This is a genomic window from Serratia sp. JSRIV006 (genome assembly GCF_019968685.1).
GTDB classification, from domain to species: Bacteria; Pseudomonadota; Gammaproteobacteria; order Enterobacterales; family Enterobacteriaceae; genus Chania; species Chania fonticola_B.
On the sequence record NZ_CP074137.1, the window covers coordinates 4,403,828 to 4,421,277 of the forward strand.

At 53.9% G+C, this 17,450-nt stretch carries 17 protein-coding genes, 2 tRNA genes and 1 rRNA gene; 9 read left to right on the top strand and 11 right to left on the bottom strand.

Annotated features, from left to right (window positions below):
• Nucleotides 1-26 precede the first annotated feature (26 nt).
• The 4 genes from KGP16_RS20430 to gmhB all read right to left on the bottom strand — a co-directional run bounded on the left by KGP16_RS20430 (nucleotide 27) and on the right by gmhB (nucleotide 2,884).
• Nucleotides 27-102: transfer RNA gene (locus tag KGP16_RS20430), tRNA-Ala, on the bottom strand.
• A 108-nt stretch (nucleotides 103-210) separates the two neighbouring features.
• A tRNA-Ile gene (locus tag KGP16_RS20435) sits at nucleotides 211-287 on the bottom strand.
• 75 nt (nucleotides 288-362) lie between these two features.
• Nucleotides 363-1,903, bottom strand: a 16S ribosomal RNA gene (locus KGP16_RS20440).
• A gap of 417 nt (nucleotides 1,904-2,320) precedes the next feature.
• On the bottom strand, nucleotides 2,321-2,884 hold the full coding sequence (gene gmhB / locus KGP16_RS20445) for a D-glycero-beta-D-manno-heptose 1,7-bisphosphate 7-phosphatase (protein WP_021179944.1): 564 nt from the start codon (nucleotides 2,882-2,884) through the stop codon (nucleotides 2,321-2,323).
• A gap of 186 nt (nucleotides 2,885-3,070) precedes the next feature.
• Between gmhB and metN the strand changes: the two genes are divergently transcribed.
• From metN to KGP16_RS20480, 7 genes are all read left to right on the top strand, one after another.
• Nucleotides 3,071-4,102, top strand: coding sequence for a methionine ABC transporter ATP-binding protein MetN (gene metN / locus KGP16_RS20450; protein WP_021806092.1), 1,032 nt, complete (start codon nucleotides 3,071-3,073; stop codon nucleotides 4,100-4,102).
• Nucleotides 4,095-4,748 (top strand): methionine ABC transporter permease MetI, encoded by a 654-nt coding sequence (locus KGP16_RS20455; RefSeq protein ID WP_021179942.1) that lies wholly within the window; start codon nucleotides 4,095-4,097, stop codon nucleotides 4,746-4,748. The genes metN and KGP16_RS20455 overlap by 8 nt, the downstream gene beginning before the upstream one ends.
• A 98-nt stretch (nucleotides 4,749-4,846) precedes the next feature.
• Complete coding sequence (locus tag KGP16_RS20460; protein WP_021806093.1) at nucleotides 4,847-5,662, top strand: MetQ/NlpA family lipoprotein; 816 nt, start codon at nucleotides 4,847-4,849, stop codon at nucleotides 5,660-5,662.
• 117 nt (nucleotides 5,663-5,779) lie between these two features.
• Nucleotides 5,780-6,184, top strand: a complete 405-nt coding sequence (rcsF, locus tag KGP16_RS20465) for an Rcs stress response system protein RcsF (protein ID WP_024485562.1) — start codon at nucleotides 5,780-5,782, stop codon at nucleotides 6,182-6,184.
• Entirely contained in the window at nucleotides 6,181-6,888 is a 708-nt protein-coding gene (tsaA, locus tag KGP16_RS20470) for a tRNA (N6-threonylcarbamoyladenosine(37)-N6)-methyltransferase TrmO (protein WP_021179939.1), read from the top strand. Before rcsF ends, tsaA begins: the two co-directional genes overlap by 4 nt.
• 121 nt (nucleotides 6,889-7,009) lie before the next feature.
• Entirely contained in the window at nucleotides 7,010-8,728 is a 1,719-nt protein-coding gene (gene proS / locus KGP16_RS20475; RefSeq protein WP_223500258.1) for a proline--tRNA ligase, read from the top strand.
• A 65-nt stretch (nucleotides 8,729-8,793) separates the two neighbouring features.
• A complete protein-coding gene (locus KGP16_RS20480; protein ID WP_223500260.1) occupies nucleotides 8,794-9,651 on the top strand; it encodes a YaeF family permuted papain-like enzyme in 858 nt (285 codons plus the stop codon).
• A 19-nt stretch (nucleotides 9,652-9,670) separates the two neighbouring features.
• Here KGP16_RS20480 and nlpE read toward each other — a convergent pair whose 3' ends face one another.
• Genes nlpE through KGP16_RS20495 form a run of 3 tightly spaced genes read right to left on the bottom strand, consistent with a single transcriptional unit; the run spans nucleotide 9,671 to nucleotide 11,363 of the window.
• A complete protein-coding gene (gene nlpE, locus KGP16_RS20485; RefSeq protein WP_021806095.1) occupies nucleotides 9,671-10,357 on the bottom strand; it encodes an envelope stress response activation lipoprotein NlpE in 687 nt (228 codons plus the stop codon).
• Between the two features lie 40 nt (nucleotides 10,358-10,397).
• On the bottom strand, nucleotides 10,398-10,811 hold the full coding sequence (arfB, locus tag KGP16_RS20490) for an alternative ribosome rescue aminoacyl-tRNA hydrolase ArfB (protein WP_021179935.1): 414 nt from the start codon (nucleotides 10,809-10,811) through the stop codon (nucleotides 10,398-10,400).
• Nucleotides 10,812-10,814: 3 nt separating this feature from the next.
• Nucleotides 10,815-11,363, bottom strand: coding sequence for a YaeQ family protein (locus tag KGP16_RS20495; protein WP_021806096.1), 549 nt, complete (start codon nucleotides 11,361-11,363; stop codon nucleotides 10,815-10,817).
• A 214-nt stretch (nucleotides 11,364-11,577) separates the two neighbouring features.
• Here KGP16_RS20495 and KGP16_RS20500 point away from each other — a divergent pair, with 214 nt between their 5' ends.
• Both KGP16_RS20500 and rof read left to right on the top strand, forming a co-directional pair.
• Nucleotides 11,578-11,778 carry a YaeP family protein gene (locus KGP16_RS20500; RefSeq protein ID WP_024529521.1) on the top strand — a complete coding sequence of 67 codons (201 nt, stop codon included), beginning with the start codon at nucleotides 11,578-11,580 and terminating at the stop codon, nucleotides 11,776-11,778.
• Complete coding sequence (gene rof, locus KGP16_RS20505) at nucleotides 11,771-12,028, top strand: Rho-binding antiterminator (protein WP_223499701.1); 258 nt, start codon at nucleotides 11,771-11,773, stop codon at nucleotides 12,026-12,028. Before KGP16_RS20500 ends, rof begins: the two co-directional genes overlap by 8 nt.
• A 51-nt stretch (nucleotides 12,029-12,079) precedes the next feature.
• On the opposite strand, the gene KGP16_RS20510 is transcribed toward rof, so the two are convergent.
• Genes KGP16_RS20510 through cadA form a run of 4 tightly spaced genes read right to left on the bottom strand, consistent with a single transcriptional unit; the run spans nucleotide 12,080 to nucleotide 17,445 of the window.
• Nucleotides 12,080-12,394, bottom strand: coding sequence for a cytochrome c (locus KGP16_RS20510; RefSeq protein ID WP_223500262.1), 315 nt, complete (start codon nucleotides 12,392-12,394; stop codon nucleotides 12,080-12,082).
• A 10-nt stretch (nucleotides 12,395-12,404) separates the two neighbouring features.
• Complete coding sequence (gene tilS, locus KGP16_RS20515; RefSeq protein WP_094983121.1) at nucleotides 12,405-13,730, bottom strand: tRNA lysidine(34) synthetase TilS; 1,326 nt, start codon at nucleotides 13,728-13,730, stop codon at nucleotides 12,405-12,407.
• Between the two features lie 56 nt (nucleotides 13,731-13,786).
• A complete protein-coding gene (gene dtpD / locus KGP16_RS20520; RefSeq protein ID WP_021806098.1) occupies nucleotides 13,787-15,247 on the bottom strand; it encodes a dipeptide permease DtpD in 1,461 nt (486 codons plus the stop codon).
• A 59-nt stretch (nucleotides 15,248-15,306) separates the two neighbouring features.
• Entirely contained in the window at nucleotides 15,307-17,445 is a 2,139-nt protein-coding gene (gene cadA, locus KGP16_RS20525) for a lysine decarboxylase CadA (protein WP_024485570.1), read from the bottom strand.
• Between the last annotated feature and the right edge of the window lie 5 nt (nucleotides 17,446-17,450).

Sequence of the window (17,450 nt, forward strand, 5' to 3'; positions counted from 1 at the left end):
AAGTATTATCAAGGACCATATGGATATGGTGGAGCTAAGCGGGATCGAACCGCTGACCTCCTGCGTGCAAGGCAGGCGCTCTCCCAGCTGAGCTATAGCCCCATACAGTCACTTGCAGAAACCTTTATTTACCACTCGCTCAGGCAAGGCATGCTCACTGGACGTTTACGGTGTAAACGTATCGCGTGCAACGCAGCACAAGTGCGAATTTGGTAGGCCTGAGTGGACTTGAACCACCGACCTCACCCTTATCAGGGGTGCGCTCTAACCACCTGAGCTACAAGCCTATAAAGGTATTTCTGCTCGTTACTTTTTCATCAGACAATCTGTGTGGACACTGCACTCAACTGCATATCTTTAGGTAAGGAGGTGATCCAACCGCAGGTTCCCCTACGGTTACCTTGTTACGACTTCACCCCAGTCATGAATCACAAAGTGGTAAGCGCCCTCCCGAAGGTTAAGCTACCTACTTCTTTTGCAACCCACTCCCATGGTGTGACGGGCGGTGTGTACAAGGCCCGGGAACGTATTCACCGTAGCATTCTGATCTACGATTACTAGCGATTCCGACTTCACGGAGTCGAGTTGCAGACTCCGATCCGGACTACGACATACTTTATGAGGTCCGCTTGCTCTCGCGAGTTCGCTTCTCTTTGTATATGCCATTGTAGCACGTGTGTAGCCCTACTCGTAAGGGCCATGATGACTTGACGTCATCCCCACCTTCCTCCGGTTTATCACCGGCAGTCTCCTTTGAGTTCCCGCCATGACGCGCTGGCAACAAAGGATAAGGGTTGCGCTCGTTGCGGGACTTAACCCAACATTTCACAACACGAGCTGACGACAGCCATGCAGCACCTGTCTCACAGTTCCCGAAGGCACCAATCCATCTCTGGAAAGTTCTGTGGATGTCAAGAGTAGGTAAGGTTCTTCGCGTTGCATCGAATTAAACCACATGCTCCACCGCTTGTGCGGGCCCCCGTCAATTCATTTGAGTTTTAACCTTGCGGCCGTACTCCCCAGGCGGTCGACTTAACGCGTTAGCTCCGGAAGCCACGCCTCAAGGGCACAACCTCCAAGTCGACATCGTTTACAGCGTGGACTACCAGGGTATCTAATCCTGTTTGCTCCCCACGCTTTCGCACCTGAGCGTCAGTCTTTGTCCAGGGGGCCGCCTTCGCCACCGGTATTCCTCCAGATCTCTACGCATTTCACCGCTACACCTGGAATTCTACCCCCCTCTACAAGACTCTAGCTTGCCAGTTTCAAATGCAGTTCCCAAGTTAAGCTCGGGGATTTCACATCTGACTTAACAAACCGCCTGCGTGCGCTTTACGCCCAGTAATTCCGATTAACGCTTGCACCCTCCGTATTACCGCGGCTGCTGGCACGGAGTTAGCCGGTGCTTCTTCTGCGAGTAACGTCAATGAACAGTGCTATTAACACTGAACCCTTCCTCCTCGCTGAAAGTGCTTTACAACCCGAAGGCCTTCTTCACACACGCGGCATGGCTGCATCAGGCTTGCGCCCATTGTGCAATATTCCCCACTGCTGCCTCCCGTAGGAGTCTGGACCGTGTCTCAGTTCCAGTGTGGCTGGTCATCCTCTCAGACCAGCTAGGGATCGTCGCCTAGGTGAGCCATTACCTCACCTACTAGCTAATCCCATCTGGGCACATCCGATGGTGTGAGGCCCGAAGGTCCCCCACTTTGGTCCGAAGACGTTATGCGGTATTAGCTACCGTTTCCAGTAGTTATCCCCCTCCATCGGGCAGTTTCCCAGACATTACTCACCCGTCCGCCGCTCGTCACCCAGGAGCAAGCTCCTTGTGCTACCGCTCGACTTGCATGTGTTAGGCCTGCCGCCAGCGTTCAATCTGAGCCATGATCAAACTCTTCAATTAAAAGCTTGATTTGCTGACACTGTTCATTAAAGAACGGTGCAGCGATGCTCGAAAATTAACTTTCGTAATCATTCATTCGCATGAATGACTGCTTGGTCACTCTTCAAGACTTGATATTTTTTTGCTACCGAAGTAGCTGGATATCGTCTTGTGAGTGCCCACACAGATTGTCTGATAAATTGTTAAAGAGCAGTGAGTTACGCGCTTTCGCTTGCTAACTCGAGGTGGCGTATATTACGCTTTCCTCTTTCAGAGTCAACCTTAATTTCAGGTTTTTTCTCTGCGACCCCCGGAGACTCTGTGAAGTTGTTCACATGTTCCGTGTCGATGGAGGCGCATTATAGGGAGCTGGTTCAGAATGACAAGGGATAATATGCACTTTTCTTCCGACCGCTCACTATTCATGCATAACGCTGCTTAAACCCGCTTTTTAATCGCTGCCGGCAGCTCTTGCAGGCTGTTTAGTACCCAATCCGCCGCTTTCTCACCTTCTTCAGTCACTGGCTTGCCGGTGCGCACCAACACTTTAGTGCCTACCCCTGCAGCTGCGGCCGCCTGCATGTCTTCGATTTTGTCGCCAACCATATAAGAAGCGGCCAAATCGATGTTCAGTTCTTTCTGCGCCTGCAACAACATGCCCGGCTGCGGTTTGCGGCAATCACAAACCTGGCGATACTCTTCTATTACTGCTTCAGGATGATGTGGGCAGAAATAGATGCCGTCCAGATCGACGTCGCGGTCAGCCATCGACCAGTCCATCCATTCTGTCAGACGCATAAACTGGTCTTCGCTGAATTTACCACGGGCAATGCCAGACTGGTTGGTGACCAGCACCAGTGCGAAGCCCATGCTTTTCAGTTCACGGCAGGCGTCAATCACGCCATCGATAAACTGGAAATCATCTATTTCATGGACGTAGCCATGATCGATATTAATCGTGCCGTCACGATCTAAGAAAATTGCTGGAACGCGTTGTGTCACCGGTATGCTCCTGAAAGCCTGAAAACCGCCACAGTATCGCATGTTTTCGCCGAGACTGAGAATGATGAAGAATAGCGTTAACGTTGACTTGGACGTCTAGACGCCTTAACATCTGATCCAGACCTTGGCACTGATCAAGGTCTCTCTTTATTAGGCCACGGCAACCAAGCTAAAAATAAGAAGAATATGATTAAACTTTCCAACATCACCAAAGTGTTCCAGCAGGGGTCGCGTTCCATTAGCGCACTTTCTGACGTGACTCTTCACGTTCCTGCCGGACAGATTTATGGCGTCATCGGTGCCTCAGGCGCCGGTAAGAGTACGCTGATCCGCTGCGCCAACATGCTTGAGCGCCCAACGTCAGGTACCGTTCTGGTTGATGGCCAGGATCTGACCTCCCTGTCTGAAGGTGAGCTGACGCGCGCACGCCGCCAGATTGGCATGATCTTCCAACACTTTAACCTGCTTTCTTCACGTACGGTCTTCGGTAACGTTGCCCTGCCGTTGGAGCTGGACAACACCCCACGCGCGGAAATCAAAAAACGCGTGGTCGAACTGCTGGAGCTGGTTGGTCTGTCAGATAAGCACGATGCCTACCCTGCCAATCTGTCAGGCGGCCAAAAGCAGCGTGTGGCCATCGCCCGTGCGCTGGCTAGCAATCCTAAAGTGCTGCTGTGCGACGAAGCGACCAGTGCGCTGGACCCTGCCACCACCCGCTCCATTCTTGAACTGCTGAAAGATATCAACCGCCGTCTGGGGCTGACCATCCTGCTGATCACCCATGAAATGGACGTAGTGAAACGTATCTGCGATCAGGTCGCGGTTATCAGCCAAGGTCAATTGATTGAGAAAGATAGCGTTAGCGAAGTGTTCTCCCATCCCAAGACGCCGCTGGCACAGCAGTTTATCCAGGCTACGCTGCATCTGGATATTCCGGATGATTATGCCGCACGTCTGGTACCTGAGCGTACCGGAGGCCGTCAACCGCTGTTACGCCTGGAGTTTACCGGCCGCTCGGTCGATGCCCCGTTACTGTCAGAAGCGGCTCGTCGCTTTAACGTGAACAACAATATTATCAGCGCACAGATGGATTACGCTGGCGGCGTGAAGTTCGGCGTGATGCTGGCTGAACTGCACGGCTCCGATGAAGATGCACAGGCAACGATTAAGTTCCTACAAGAAAATCAGGTAAAAGTAGAGGTTCTGGGTTATGTCTGAGGCAATGATGTGGTTAATGGCACGTGGCGTGTGGGAAACCGTTACGATGACCTTTGTCTCCGGCTTCTTTGGCTTTGTTCTTGGCTTACCGGTTGGCGTACTGTTATATGTGACCCGCCCTGGACAAATCATTGCCAACAATACCGTCTATAAGGTGTTGTCCGGGTTGGTGAACATTTTCCGTTCCATCCCGTTCATTATCCTGCTGGTCTGGATGATCCCGTTCACTCGCATGATCGTTGGCACCTCTATCGGTTTGCAGGCAGCTATCGTTCCACTGACCGTGGGCGCCGCTCCCTTTATTGCCCGTATGGTAGAAAACGCCCTGTTGGAAATTCCGTCAGGTCTGGTTGAAGCTGCTCGTGCCATGGGTGCGACCCCAATGCAAATCATCACCAAAGTGCTGCTGCCTGAAGCGCTGCCAGGTTTGGTGAATGCCGCTACCATCACGCTGATCACCCTGGTGGGCTATTCTGCAATGGGCGGTGCCGTTGGTGCCGGTGGCTTAGGTCAAATTGGTTATCAGTATGGTTATATTGGTTATAACGCTACCGTGATGAATACGGTATTAATATTACTGGTGGTGCTGGTGTATCTGATCCAGTTTGGTGGCGACCGTATCGTGAAGGCCGTTACCCACAAATAGTTTTAACCACGCGCTGACATCTACTCGATAGCTTTGCTGCATCTGGCAGGATAAAGAGTAAGGCGTATTTCATATGCGAGTCTAATTGAGGAAGGGATATGTCGTTAAAGTTTAAATCCATCGCAACAATCGGCGCACTGATCGGTACTCTGGCTCTGGCCGGTTGTGGCCAGGATGAAAAAGATCCAAACCATATCAAAGTGGGTGTTATTGTTGGTGCTGAACAGCAAGTAGCTGAAGTGGCACAAAAAGTAGCAAAAGATAAGTATGGCCTGGACGTTGAGCTGGTCACCTTCAACGACTACGTGTTGCCAAACGAAGCCCTGAGCAAAGGCGATATCGATGTCAACGCCTTCCAGCACAAGCCTTACCTGGATCAGCAGATCAAGGATCGTGGTTATAAGCTGGTTACGGTGGGTAACACCTTCGTGTACCCGATCGCCGGTTACTCCAAAAAGATCAAATCCATTGATGAGCTGCAAGATGGTTCACAGGTAGCACTGCCTAACGATCCCACCAACCTGGGCCGTTCACTGTTGCTGCTGCAAAAACAGGGTCTGATCAAGCTGAAAGACGGTGTTGGCCTGCTGCCAACCGTGCTGGATGTGACCGAGAACCCGAAAAACCTGAAGCTGGTTGAACTGGAAGCACCACAGCTGCCACGTTCACTGGACGATCAGCAAATCGCTCTGGCCATCATCAACACCACTTACGCCAGCCAGATTGGTTTGACGCCGGCCAAAGACGGTCTGTTTGTTGAAGATAAAGACTCACCTTACGTCAACATCATGGTTGCCCGTGAAGATAACAAAGACGCGGAAAACGTGAAGAAATTCGTTCAGGCTTACCAGTCTGACGAAGTTAACGAAGCAGCCAACAAGATCTTTAACGGTGGCGCAGTAAAAGGCTGGTAATCATTCCTTAGCCATTTTATTCCGATAATTGCAAGACGGGCTACGGCCCGTCTTGTTATTTGTGCCAGAGATTGCTTCAATAGCGCCACTTTGATTATAAAATGGCAGGGACTCTCAATGCGTGTTTTACCTCTCTGTTTGTTAGCGCTCGCGCTGACTGGATGCTCAACGCAGCACACGGCTCCATCCACAACAAACAGCACAACAACTACGGCCGCTCCCGCTCCGGTAAAAGCCACCCCAGCAGCCCGCCCGGCCCCGGTAAAACTGTACAAGAGTGCAGAAGAACTGGTCGGTAAACCTTTCCGCGATTTAGGTGAGGTTTCTGGCGAATCTTGTCAGACCACGGTTCAGGACTCTCCGCCAAATCTGAATACCGCACGTAAGCGCATGCAGACCCGAGCCTCCTACATGAAGGCCAATGCGGTGCTACTGCATGACTGTCAGATTGTCAGCGGCGTCGCCGGTTGTTACCAGCAGGCCATCTGCCAAGGCTCTGCGCTTAACGTCTCAGCCAAATGACCGAATTTGTTTTTGAGCAGATCGGCACCATCCGTTCTCCGTATAAAGAGAAATTCGCGGTTCCCCGTCAGCCTGGGCTAGTTGAAGACGGCGGCGGTGAACTGGTGCTGTTGCCGCCTTACAATCAGCCCGAAGCGGTACGTGGCCTCAGCGAGTTCAGCCATCTGTGGGTGATGTTTGTGTTTCATCAAACCATGGAAGGAGGCTGGCGTCCTACCGTGCGGCCTCCTCGTCTGGGCGGCAATGCGCGTATGGGCGTGTTCGCCACCCGTTCGACCTTTCGCCCAAACCCGTTGGGTATGTCCTTGATCGAACTGAAAGGCATACGGACTCAAGGGGGCGAGGTGGTACTGGAGCTGGGCAGCCTGGATTTGGTTGACGGTACGCCGGTGGTCGATATCAAACCTTATTTGCCGTTTGCCGAAAGCCATCCGCAAGCGCGGGCCGGGTTTGCTCAGGCGGCTCCGGCCGGTGATATGCCGGTGTATTTCTCGCCCGAAGCGGAACAACAGCTGCAGCAACATGTGCGGCGCTACCCCAACCTGCGCCGTTTTATCACTCAGGTTCTGGCGCAAGATCCTCGCCCCGCCTATCGAAAAGAAGAAGCCAGCGGGCGCGAATATGCGGTATGGTTGTTGGAGTTCAACGTGCGCTGGCGGATCGTTGATAGTCAAAGCGAAGTGTTGTCGCTCGACGCCCGTTAAAATTCCGCCCGCTCTCTTTTGACAACCGGCTTGCGCTGGTAAACTAAGCCACTTTTGAAAATTTTGGCGGCCAACCCTGGCAGCCCGATGCAATTTGCAGTTCTAACGGAACCAAAACACCATGCGTACAAGCCAATATCTGCTCTCCACACTGAAGGAGACACCTGCCGACGCCGAAGTGATCAGCCACCAGCTGATGCTACGCGCCGGGATGATCCGCAAGCTGGCCTCAGGTCTTTACACCTGGTTGCCGACCGGCCTGCGCGTTCTGAAGAAGGTTGAAAACATCGTTCGCGAAGAAATGAACAATGCTAACGCGATCGAAGTTTCCATGCCGGTAGTTCAGCCCGCAGACCTCTGGCTGGAAAGCGGCCGCTGGGAGCAGTATGGCCCGGAATTGCTGCGCTTTGTCGATCGCGGCGAGCGTCCCTTTGTGCTTGGTCCAACCCATGAAGAAGTGATCACCGATCTGATCCGCAACGAAATCAGCTCCTACAAGCAGCTGCCGCTGAACTTCTTCCAGATCCAGACCAAGTTCCGTGACGAGGTTCGCCCACGTTTTGGCGTAATGCGTTCGCGTGAATTCCTGATGAAGGACGCCTATTCCTTCCACACCACCCAGGAATCCTTGCAGGTCACCTACGACGCGATGTACGAGGCCTACAGCAAGATCTTCAACCGCATGGGTCTGGATTTCCGTCCGGTGCTGGCCGATACCGGTTCTATCGGTGGCAGCGCTTCACATGAGTTCCAGGTGCTGGCAGACAGCGGTGAAGACGACATCGTGTTCTCAACCGGTTCCGACTATGCTGCCAACATCGAGCTGGCCGAAGCGGTTGCCCCTGCTCAGCCACGTGCTGCGGCAACCGAAGAACTGCGCATCATCGATACGCCGAATGCCAAAACCATCGCCGAGCTGGTAGAGCAATTCCAACTGCCAGTAGAGAAAACGGTGAAAACCTTGATGGTGCACGCCAGTGAAGAGAGTGGCCACAAGCTGGTTGCCCTGCTGGTGCGCGGCGATCACGAGCTGAATGAAATCAAGGCCGAGAAACTGCCACAGGTCGCGGTTCCACTGACTTTCGCCACCGAAGAAGAAATCCGTGCAATCGTCGGCGCAGGCCCAGGATCCCTTGGTCCAGTCAATTTGCCGATCCCAGTGGTTGTCGATCGCAGCGTAGCGGCCATGAGTGACTTTGGCGCCGGTGCCAACATCGATGGCAAACACTACTTTGGCATCAACTGGGAGCGTGATCTGCCGCTGCCACAGAGCGCCGATATCCGTAACGTGGTGGAAGGCGATGCCAGCCCAGATGGGAAAGGTACGCTGCTGATCAAGCGCGGTATCGAAGTGGGCCACATCTTCCAACTGGGTACCAAGTATTCAGAAGCGATGAAAGCCACCGTTCAGGGTGAAGATGGCCGTAATCAGGTGCTGACCATGGGTTGCTACGGCATCGGCGTGACGCGCGTGGTGGCTGCTGCGATCGAACAGAATCACGATGACCGTGGCATTATCTGGCCAGACGCGATTGCCCCGTTCCAGGTAGCTATTCTGCCAATGAACATGCACAAATCATTCCGCGTGCAGGCTCTGGCTGAGGAACTGTACGATACCCTGCGTTCACATGGCATCGACGTGATCCTCGACGATCGTAAAGAGCGCCCAGGCGTGATGTTTGCCGATATGGAACTGATCGGCGTGCCTCACTCCATCGTGATTGGCGATCGTAACCTCGACAGCGAAGAGATTGAGTATAAAAATCGCCGTGTTGGCGAGAAGCAGATGATTAAAACCGGCGAAATCGTTGATTTCCTGCTGGGCCAGATCCAACGTTAATTGATAGACCAAGCCCCCCAGATGGGGGGCTTTATTAATGGATATTGTTGTTAAAGGATTAACTTATGCCATTACGCAGCCCCTCGGCTACCTGCCTGTATGCTTTGCTTTCGGTGTTTTTGACCGGTTGCACGATGAACGTAGGCTTATCCGACCGTGAAAAACACTCCATCAATCCCGTCAACGTTCAGTTCCAATCGTTAAGCTCCGCCCCAGGAAAAACGCTGCGCGAAATCAATCAGACCGACCTGCAAGAGGGTGACCTGCTGTTCTCCTCAACGATTGGTTTGAAATCACTCGGGATCCGTATCTTGAGTACTTCGTCAGTCAGCCATGTTGCCGTGTATATTGGTGAGGGCCAGGTTGCCGAAGCGGTAGGGGAAGGCGTGCAGATTATCAGCCTGAAAGATGCGCTGACCCATAGCGACAAGATGTTTGCTTTGCGCATCCCCGATCTGACACCGGAGCAGGCTAGCCAGATCCGTCAATTCGCCAGCCAAAAGGCCGGCAGCCGGTATAACTATCTGGGCATTGCCGAGATGGTGCCCTTTATGATGACCAAGCAGCTGTGTTCGCTGAACCCCTTCTCTGCCGATTTCCGCCAGCAATGTGTACAAGGCTTGGCCGCCGCCCAGCTCAAGACGCCGACCGGCGCAGAGTCGTCCTATTTCTGTTCGGAGTTTGTGATTGCCGCGTTTGAAAACGCCGGACATCCGTTGACGTTAGCCGCCCCAGGCTGGGTCAGCCCAGGCGATTTACTGCATATGCGCGAAGGGGATATTGCCACGCTGGCACCTAGCAAAGCGCTGGTTTACGTGGGCCATATCAAACCGGGGATCTATTTACGTTCGCGGGCGTTAGCTAAAAACCAACCCACACTGATATCTGCAACGGACAACAATAACGACCCCATCATCAAATGATGAGGCCATAATTCGTTGATTAATTAGCACAGCTCTTGCTGTTGTCGAAAGTGATTTTGCCACCCGGCTCCGGGATCAGCGCTTTTTGCATCTGCCCTTCCTCCATGGAAGGCTGCACGCTGAAATGCCCGTTCAACATCAGGAATACCGGTTCGCCCGGTGCCCGCTGAGCCTTCAGATAGCCCTGCTCCAGCGCGATATTATTCGCTACCGGGAAGGTTTTGCCAGTGGCACAATCCTGGAATACCGCCGCGTCGGCCATATAGGTATACAACCCGGTCAACGGCATCGGCGTTTTCGGCAAGGCTTTGGTCACCGGCGACAGCACATAATTAAGCTGAGAGACAATCGGTGCTCCACTGCGGTCCAGCATTCTCAATTGCTTGCCTTCCGGATGGAAATAACGTTTTTCACCATTGCTCTCGGTCAGCACCAATTTATCTGCCGTGCGCGCCCATTTACCGTAGCTGGCAAAGGTGCTATCGCCATCTCTTGAACCGCGATAGGTTTCCTGCAAGATAAAGGTGCCGTCTTGATCGAGGAACAGTGTGGTGTCCAGTCCGCTGCAATCGGCACAGGGCAATAAGCCCTGATAGCTCTGCTGCATCGGCTGAAGCGGCTGTTCTTTTGGCTGGTATTGATTATTACATCCCAGCAATGAAAGGGCTCCTGCCGCTAAAAACAGGGCAATGGTTATTTGCTTCAAGTTATTCTCCTGTTGTCATCCGTTGATGCCAAGACGCCGCCTAAGGTAAAACCTTGCCGCGCAGCGCCTTGGTCGCGCCTTTACGCACTTTGCCTTCGAGACGGCGTAATTTGGCGCCTTTACTTGGTTTGGTGGCCCTGCGCGTCTTTTCGACCACCATCGCCTGTTGGATCAGTGCCACCAGCCGGGCCAGTGCCGCTTCACGATTCATTTCCTGGCTGCGATATTCCTGCGCTTTGATAATTACCACCCCATCACCGGTCACTAAATGATGATTAAGCGCCAGCAGCCGTTCTTTATAGTACTCTGGCAGGCTGGACGCCCGGATGTCAAAGCGCAAATGGATCGCCGTTGAGGTTTTATTCACATGCTGGCCACCCGCCCCCTGCGCGCGGATCGCCGTTAATTCTATTTCGTTGTCAGGTATGGCTACGTTTCTTGACAGTTCCAGCACCGGTTATACCTGCGCCTGCTGCCATTCGGCAAATTGAATTTCCAGACTATTCTGAAGGTCTGACAGCCAGATAGTGCCTTCCTGCAGCGTGGCCTGTAGCGTCATATTGCGGCTGGCTAACGCGGTCAAGCGGGACAGTTGTTCATCATCGAGAAAGCGAATGCTCAAGTTCTTGTGGTTGGCAACTTTGCTCTGCATAGACTGCCACCAGACATGCCCGGCGCGATCGCCATAGGCGTAAAGCACCACCCGAGGTGACTGATTGCAGGCTTTCTTGATGCGTTTCTCGTCCGGCAGCCCCAGCTCTATCCACATCTCCAGCCCGTTATGGTCGTTGCGCCGCCAGATTTCCGGCTCGTCTTCCGCACTCAGGCCTTTGGTAAACACCAGGCGTTCATCGGCATGGCAGATCCAGGCCAGCAGGCGCAGCATCATGCGCTGTTCGGTTTCTGAAGGATGCTGGGCCAGGGTGAGTGTGGTATCAAAGTAAAAGTGACGGTCCATATCAGCGATATTGAGCGTGGCTTTGTAAATTGTTGCTTTCAGCGCCATGGGTAACCTCTTTATTAACAGGCCACATTGTACTTGATCAGGGCAGCCCGCAGCCAGCACGGGGAACGTCAGGAGTGGACTAATGCCCAAAAAGAGGAACTAATAACTCACTAACACCTGTGCTATAGTCCTTTAGATAGGATTTAACCCCGAGTGTCTGTGCCTTATTGCAGCCTGCGTGGCAATAATGCAGAGATCCTAAAGGGAGGCCATTGTGCAACAATACTGTGAGTTAGTACGACGTTTTTACGCTCAGATCGGCAGTGGAGATCTAGGCTACGTGCCGGATGCACTAGCATGTGTGTTAAAGGCATTGGACGAGGTTGCCGCGAATAGCGAGCTACCGTCCTCCGTTAGGGAACAGGCGGCATTTGCCGCCGCTAACTTATTGGTGAGCGACCATGTTGATGAATGATGAGTACCAATCCATCAATTGCGATGACTATGAAAGCCTGGAACTCGCCTGTCAGCATAACTACATTCTGAAGCTAGAGTTACGCGACGGAGAGAAATTCGAAGGCATTGCCACCGAGTTGAAATTTACCAAGGGCGTTGAGTACCTGATTGTCGATCAAGCCGGTAGTGCTCTCAGCTTGCGTCTGGATCACATCCTCAGTTTCAGTCATCCGGAAATCGGTACCGTGGTTGTCAGCCTGTCAGACTGATATAGCGGTAACGCCATCTCCACAGGGCAGCCCAAGGGCTGCCCTCGTCATTTAAGGCTTCAGGCTGGCGTAATAGGCCGCCAGGTCGGCAATATCCTCATCCGACAACCCCGAGACATAGGCCTTCATTACTTCCGCCTGCCCGCCAGAGCGCTCCCCTTTCTTGTAAGCCTGCAAAGCGTGCTCCAGATACATTTGATTCTGCCCGGCCAGGTTCGGGTACATAGGTACCGAAACCTTGCCTTCCGCGCCGTGGCAAGCCATGCAGTTGGCCGATTTATTCTTCCCTGCCGCCGCATCGCCCGCCGCCATGGCGGAAAAACTCAGCACGCTTGCCATCACTACCATTACGCTCACCAATTTCATTGCCCACTCCTCACAGCAGATTGTTATTATTTTTTTTCCAGCCAAGCCGCCAAGCCGGTTGCCCCGCAGACGCTTGCCCTTCCTCAGTAATAAATACGCCCACGGCAGCGATTAACTGCTCATCATAATAGACCAATGGGATACGTTCACGCTGCCACGGTGGAATAGCCAACTCTTGCCACAGTTTTTTGATCGGACGTGAACCGGCACGGCCAACAATCCGCACCCTGCCCTTGGCGGTAAAACGCACGCTGACCGACTCATGCTCTAAAGGGGCGCGTATCTGGCATTCACCTTCGCCCACGTACAGAGTACCCAGTCCGTCTGGTAACGCCAGTGGGGCCTCATTAGGCCAGGGCAATTGTGCGCCGCTCAGATCAGACATCAGCGGTAGCAGATACAAGCGCTGGCGAAAACGGCGGATCTGGTAGTTCCCGAGTTGCAACTGTGGTTCGGCATCTTCCCGGCTTAACGCCACTTCCTGCCATAGCCGATGCAAGCCATCTCGCGCAGGCATGGTGACGCCAAACAGCCCAATCCAGCGCCGTAGCAAAGCATAGCGCCTGGCCGCAGAACAGGTAGCCAATTCGGCGATAGCGAGCGAGTTTTCGCCATCCAGCAGTTGGGTCAATTGCTCGGCCAGCAGCTCATCAAGCAGTTGCTCCTGCTCGGCACATAATTCAGCGCTGCGGGCGGTGGCGGCAGCAAAATGCGGCCAACGTTGATTCACTATCGGCAGAACGTTCAGACGTAAGAAGTTGCGATCGAAGCGGGGATCCTGATTGCTGTCATCCTCGATCCACTGCAGTTGATGCTGGTGTGCGTAGGTTTCCAACTGCTGACGAGATATTCCCAACAGCGGGCGCAATAAGGGATTGTTACCCAAACGGGTTTGTGCCGCCATGGCAGACAACCCCGCAGGGCCGCTGCCCCGTTTTAAGGCCAGCAAGAAGGTTTCACATTGATCGTCAAGATGCTGCGCCGTCAGCAAAGCCTCGTCTACGGCCAACGTTTCTGCGAAAGCAGCGTAGCGGGCCGAACGGGCCGCGGCCTCGATACCTCCAGGCCGCCCCTCTAGCTGAACATGTTTTATCACCAGCGGTACCTGCCAGCGTTCGCATTGCTGCTGGCAATGTGCCACCCAATCATCGGCAAAACGGCTCAGGCCATGGTGGACATGCACCGCGCGCAGGGCAATGTCCGGTTGCTGCTGGCGCAACAGCATCAGCAGATGCAACAGCACGCTGGAATCCAGGCCGCCGCTGAACGCCAGCAGTAGTTGGCGCTCAGCCCCTAGATGGTCGGCAATCTGTGTCAGGAGGTGGTGGGTCTTCATCAATTGAGCTTAGTGACATCTACATAGCTGCACGTTAACCAGCCCACCGCCATCAATCAAGCATTAACCGCGCTATCATTGCGCCGGGTCATTCCCCACCACAGCCCCAGAGCCGCCAGCACCAAGGCGGCGCAGCCTGCGGCTCCCCAGCCTATCTGGGTGAAAACCTTGCCATAAGCTTCGATCATCGCATTACCCAGTTGGCTTTCGGTGGTCTGATTGGCAATCAGGCCCGCGAGATAATTAGCCACCGAGCCGGTCGCCAGCATATAAATACCGGTCAACACGCCGGTGACGCCAGGAATATCCAACCGGGTGATTTGGGCCATCGCCACCGGATCGATAAACAGTTCGGCAAATCCCATCACCGCCAGCCCGGCCACCATCATCCCCATCGAGGCCTGGCCATGCAGTTCCCCCCAGCGCGCATTTAGCGCCATCAGCATAAAGCCCACCGCAATCAACAGCAGGCCAAAGGCAAACTTGCACCAAATGCGCACCGTCTGAGCGTTTCCCTGGCTGCTATGCATCAGCCAGGCCAGCAGTACGCCGCCCAGCATGACCGCAAAGGCGTTTACCGACTGGAACAGCGCCGTAGGTACCGACCAGGAGAACCATTGCCGGTCAACAAAGTGATCGATAAACAGGCTGATCGAACTGCCGCCCTGTTGGGCAAAGGCCCAAAACAGCGTCCCCAGCAGCATCAAGATGATGATTTGCCATAACGCCCGCCGTTGTTCACCGCTCACCCGCCAGAGGATACGCATGACGATCACCACCGCAGCGGCGCACACTACGCCAAGCAGATAGCCGGCCCAGTTGTGAATAAACAACAGCGCGAAAAACAGCGGAGCACACAGCACCCCAGCCACCAGCCAGAACCAATGCGGCAAGCGTAGCGTGGTGGCCTGTATCAGCGGGATATTCACCCCGCGCGTATGCCGAAAATGTTTACTTCCCGACAGGAAGATCATCAGCCCGGCAAACATCCCTATTCCCGCCAGCGCAAAGCCGACGTGCCAGCCATAACGTTCAGCGGCCAACCCACAGGCGATCGGAGCCAGGATAGAGCCAACGTTCCCCGCCGCATACAGCAGAGAAAACCCGCCTTCCCGCCGTGGATCCTGCGCCTGATACAGCTCTCCCAGCAGGCAGCTGATATTGGATTTAAACAGGCCGTAGCCGCAGATGATTATGCCCAGCGCCAGGTAAAGAGAGTTGGCAGAGACCGAACCCAGCCCCAATACGATATGGCCCACGGTCATCAAGGCCGCCCCGGCAATCACCGAGACGCGGTTACCCAACAGGCGATCGGCCAGCAGGCCGCCCAGAATGGGGGTGACATAAACCAAAGAGGCATAAGCGCTGAAAAGGGTGATGGCGTGGCTATCGGAGTAGCCTAACTGGTGGGTCAGATAGAGGATCAGTAACGCGCGCATGCCGTAAAAACTAAAATACTCCCAGATTTGGATTGCAACGACATAGTAGATAGCGCGCGGCTGTGAGGGTGTTTTCATGGTGTACTCCCATCAGGATAAGCAAGGGGAAAGCGTCTGTGCTTTCCCCTGTGATGCCATTATTCCGCTTTCAACACTTTCACCGTGTAGCGGCCATCCGGCTGGCGGTACGCCCCGTGAATATCGGTCTCAAAGCCCGGATAATGCGCGCCGATTTCACACAGCATTTGCAGGAACTCCAGCACCGGGCGGCTTTCTTCGGTCAGCATTTCCCCCGGCATCACCAACGGCACGCCTGGAGGATAAGGCAGGATCATATTGGCATTGACCTTGCCGACCATATCCTCCAGATAGACTTCCTCCACTTCGCCGTGCAGCTCTTTCTGGAAGGCGTGGTAAGGGTTCATCACCATGGTTGGCAGCACTTCAAACGCACGGTACATCAGGTCCGGCAGGTTGTGATGCTCGACCAGGCGATGGATGTTCTGCGCCAGATCCTGGATGCGCATGTTTTCATAGAACTCAGGCGCTTCCTGATACAGGGATGGCAGCATGTTTTTCACCCGCAGGTTCAAATCGAACGAGCGTTTGAAATCGGTCATCGCGCGCAGTAGGCTCAACGCTTTGGTTTTATCGATACCAATGCTGAACAGGAACAGCAGGTTGTACGGGCCGGTTTTCTCCACGATGATGCCGCGCTCATCCAGGTATTTGGCTACCAGGCTGGCTGGGATACCGAACGGCTGCATCTCACCTTCTTTGCTCATCCCGGGGGTGAGGATGGTCACCTTGATCGGGTCGAGATACATGTGTTCGTTATCGATGTTTTTGAAGCCGTGCCAGGCGCTGTCGGAACGCAGCGGCCAGCATTCTGGCTCATCGATATGCTCAGGCTGCCAGACGTCAAAGAACCAGCCTTCGGACTCCACTTTCAGCCGTTTGATTTCCTTGCGGAACTTGATGGCACGCTCGATGGAACCGTTAATCATGCGCTTACCGGCGTTGCCCTTCATCATCGCAGCGGCGGTTTCGGTGGACGCCACGATGCCGTAATGAGGCGAGGTAGTGGTGTGCATCATATAGGCTTCGTTAAAGGTCTCTTCGTTGATGTCCCCTTTAACGTGGATCATCGAAGCCTGCGAGAACGCCGCCAGCAGTTTGTGGGTCGACTGGGTTTCATAGATCACCTTGCCTTCAACCCGGCCCCCGCTCATACCGCATTTGCCTTTGTAGATCGGATGGAAGTTGGTGTAAGGCACCCAGGCAGAATCAAAGTGGATCGATTTAACGTCCAGAGTTTCTTTGATGAAATCGGTGTTATACAGCAGGCCGTCGTAAGTGGAGTTGGTGATCACCGCGTGCGCTGGCCAGCTGGCGTTCGGCGTTTCTTTCACCCGCTTGGCGATGGTGGCACGGCTGAATTCGCTCTGCGGGATGCCGCCGAGAATACCGTAGGCATTACGGGTTGGCCGGAAGTAGATCGGCGTGATGTCACTCATCATCATCAGATGGGTCAATGATTTGTGGCAGTTACGGTCGATCAGCACGGTGCTGCCTGCCGGAGCGGCATACATACCAACAATCTTGTTGGCGGTAGAGGTGCCGTTGGTCACCATGTAGCTGCGTTCGGCATTGAACACGCGGGAAATATACTCTTCGGCCTCTTTGTGCGGGCCGGAGTGATCCAACAGCGAACCCAGTTCGGAAACCGAAATGGAGATGTCAGACTTCATGGTATTCGGGCCAAAGAAGTCATAGAACAGGCTGCCTACCGGGCTTTTCTGGAAGGCGGTGCCGCCCATATGGCCTGGAGTACAGAAGGTATATTTGCCTTCACGCACGTATTTGAACAGCGCCTTGGTCAGCGGTGGCAGGATGGCATCGATATACTCGTCGGTGTTCTGTTTGATCTTGGCGGCGATATCTTTTGCCGCGCCCAGCGCGTATTCGAAGAAGCGCACCTGCATGCGCAGATCGTTGAGGCTGACATCGAGCGTCGAATAGGTGTTGGCGAAGGCGTACAGCGGCATGTATTCATTGAGCTGGCTGATCTCTTCACACAGCTCAAGATTGTATTTGTCCCAGTCGAAAATCACGCCGCACAGGCGGGCATTATTTTCGATCAGCTTTAATAAATCTTCACGGTCATTAGGGTAGACGATGCGGAAGTCCAGGCTTTCCAGCGCCTGATGCAGTTCGCGGATCGGCTCTTCTTTGAAGTAGACACCCATGTGATTCATGATGGCAATAACGTTCATAATCA

Excerpts from the sequence above, each read along its gene's own strand:
- dtpD (WP_021806098.1), bottom strand. The coding sequence starts at position 15,247 with ATGAAAACACCCTCACAGCCGCGCGCTATCTACTATGTCGTTGCAATC.
- KGP16_RS20480 (WP_223500260.1), top strand. The coding sequence starts at position 8,794 with ATGCCATTACGCAGCCCCTCGGCTACCTGCCTGTATGCTTTGCTTTCG.
- tilS (WP_094983121.1), bottom strand. The coding sequence starts at position 13,730 with ATGAAGACCCACCACCTCCTGACACAGATTGCCGACCATCTAGGGGCT.
- rcsF (WP_024485562.1), top strand. The coding sequence starts at position 5,780 with ATGCGTGTTTTACCTCTCTGTTTGTTAGCGCTCGCGCTGACTGGATGC.
- rof (WP_223499701.1), top strand. The coding sequence starts at position 11,771 with ATGAATGATGAGTACCAATCCATCAATTGCGATGACTATGAAAGCCTG.
- KGP16_RS20460 (WP_021806093.1), top strand. The coding sequence starts at position 4,847 with ATGTCGTTAAAGTTTAAATCCATCGCAACAATCGGCGCACTGATCGGT.
- metN (WP_021806092.1), top strand. The coding sequence starts at position 3,071 with ATGATTAAACTTTCCAACATCACCAAAGTGTTCCAGCAGGGGTCGCGT.
- cadA (WP_024485570.1), bottom strand. The coding sequence starts at position 17,445 with ATGAACGTTATTGCCATCATGAATCACATGGGTGTCTACTTCAAAGAA.
- proS (WP_223500258.1), top strand. The coding sequence starts at position 7,010 with ATGCGTACAAGCCAATATCTGCTCTCCACACTGAAGGAGACACCTGCC.
- KGP16_RS20455 (WP_021179942.1), top strand. The coding sequence starts at position 4,095 with ATGTCTGAGGCAATGATGTGGTTAATGGCACGTGGCGTGTGGGAAACC.
- KGP16_RS20495 (WP_021806096.1), bottom strand. The coding sequence starts at position 11,363 with ATGGCGCTGAAAGCAACAATTTACAAAGCCACGCTCAATATCGCTGAT.
- KGP16_RS20510 (WP_223500262.1), bottom strand. The coding sequence starts at position 12,394 with ATGAAATTGGTGAGCGTAATGGTAGTGATGGCAAGCGTGCTGAGTTTT.
- tsaA (WP_021179939.1), top strand. The coding sequence starts at position 6,181 with ATGACCGAATTTGTTTTTGAGCAGATCGGCACCATCCGTTCTCCGTAT.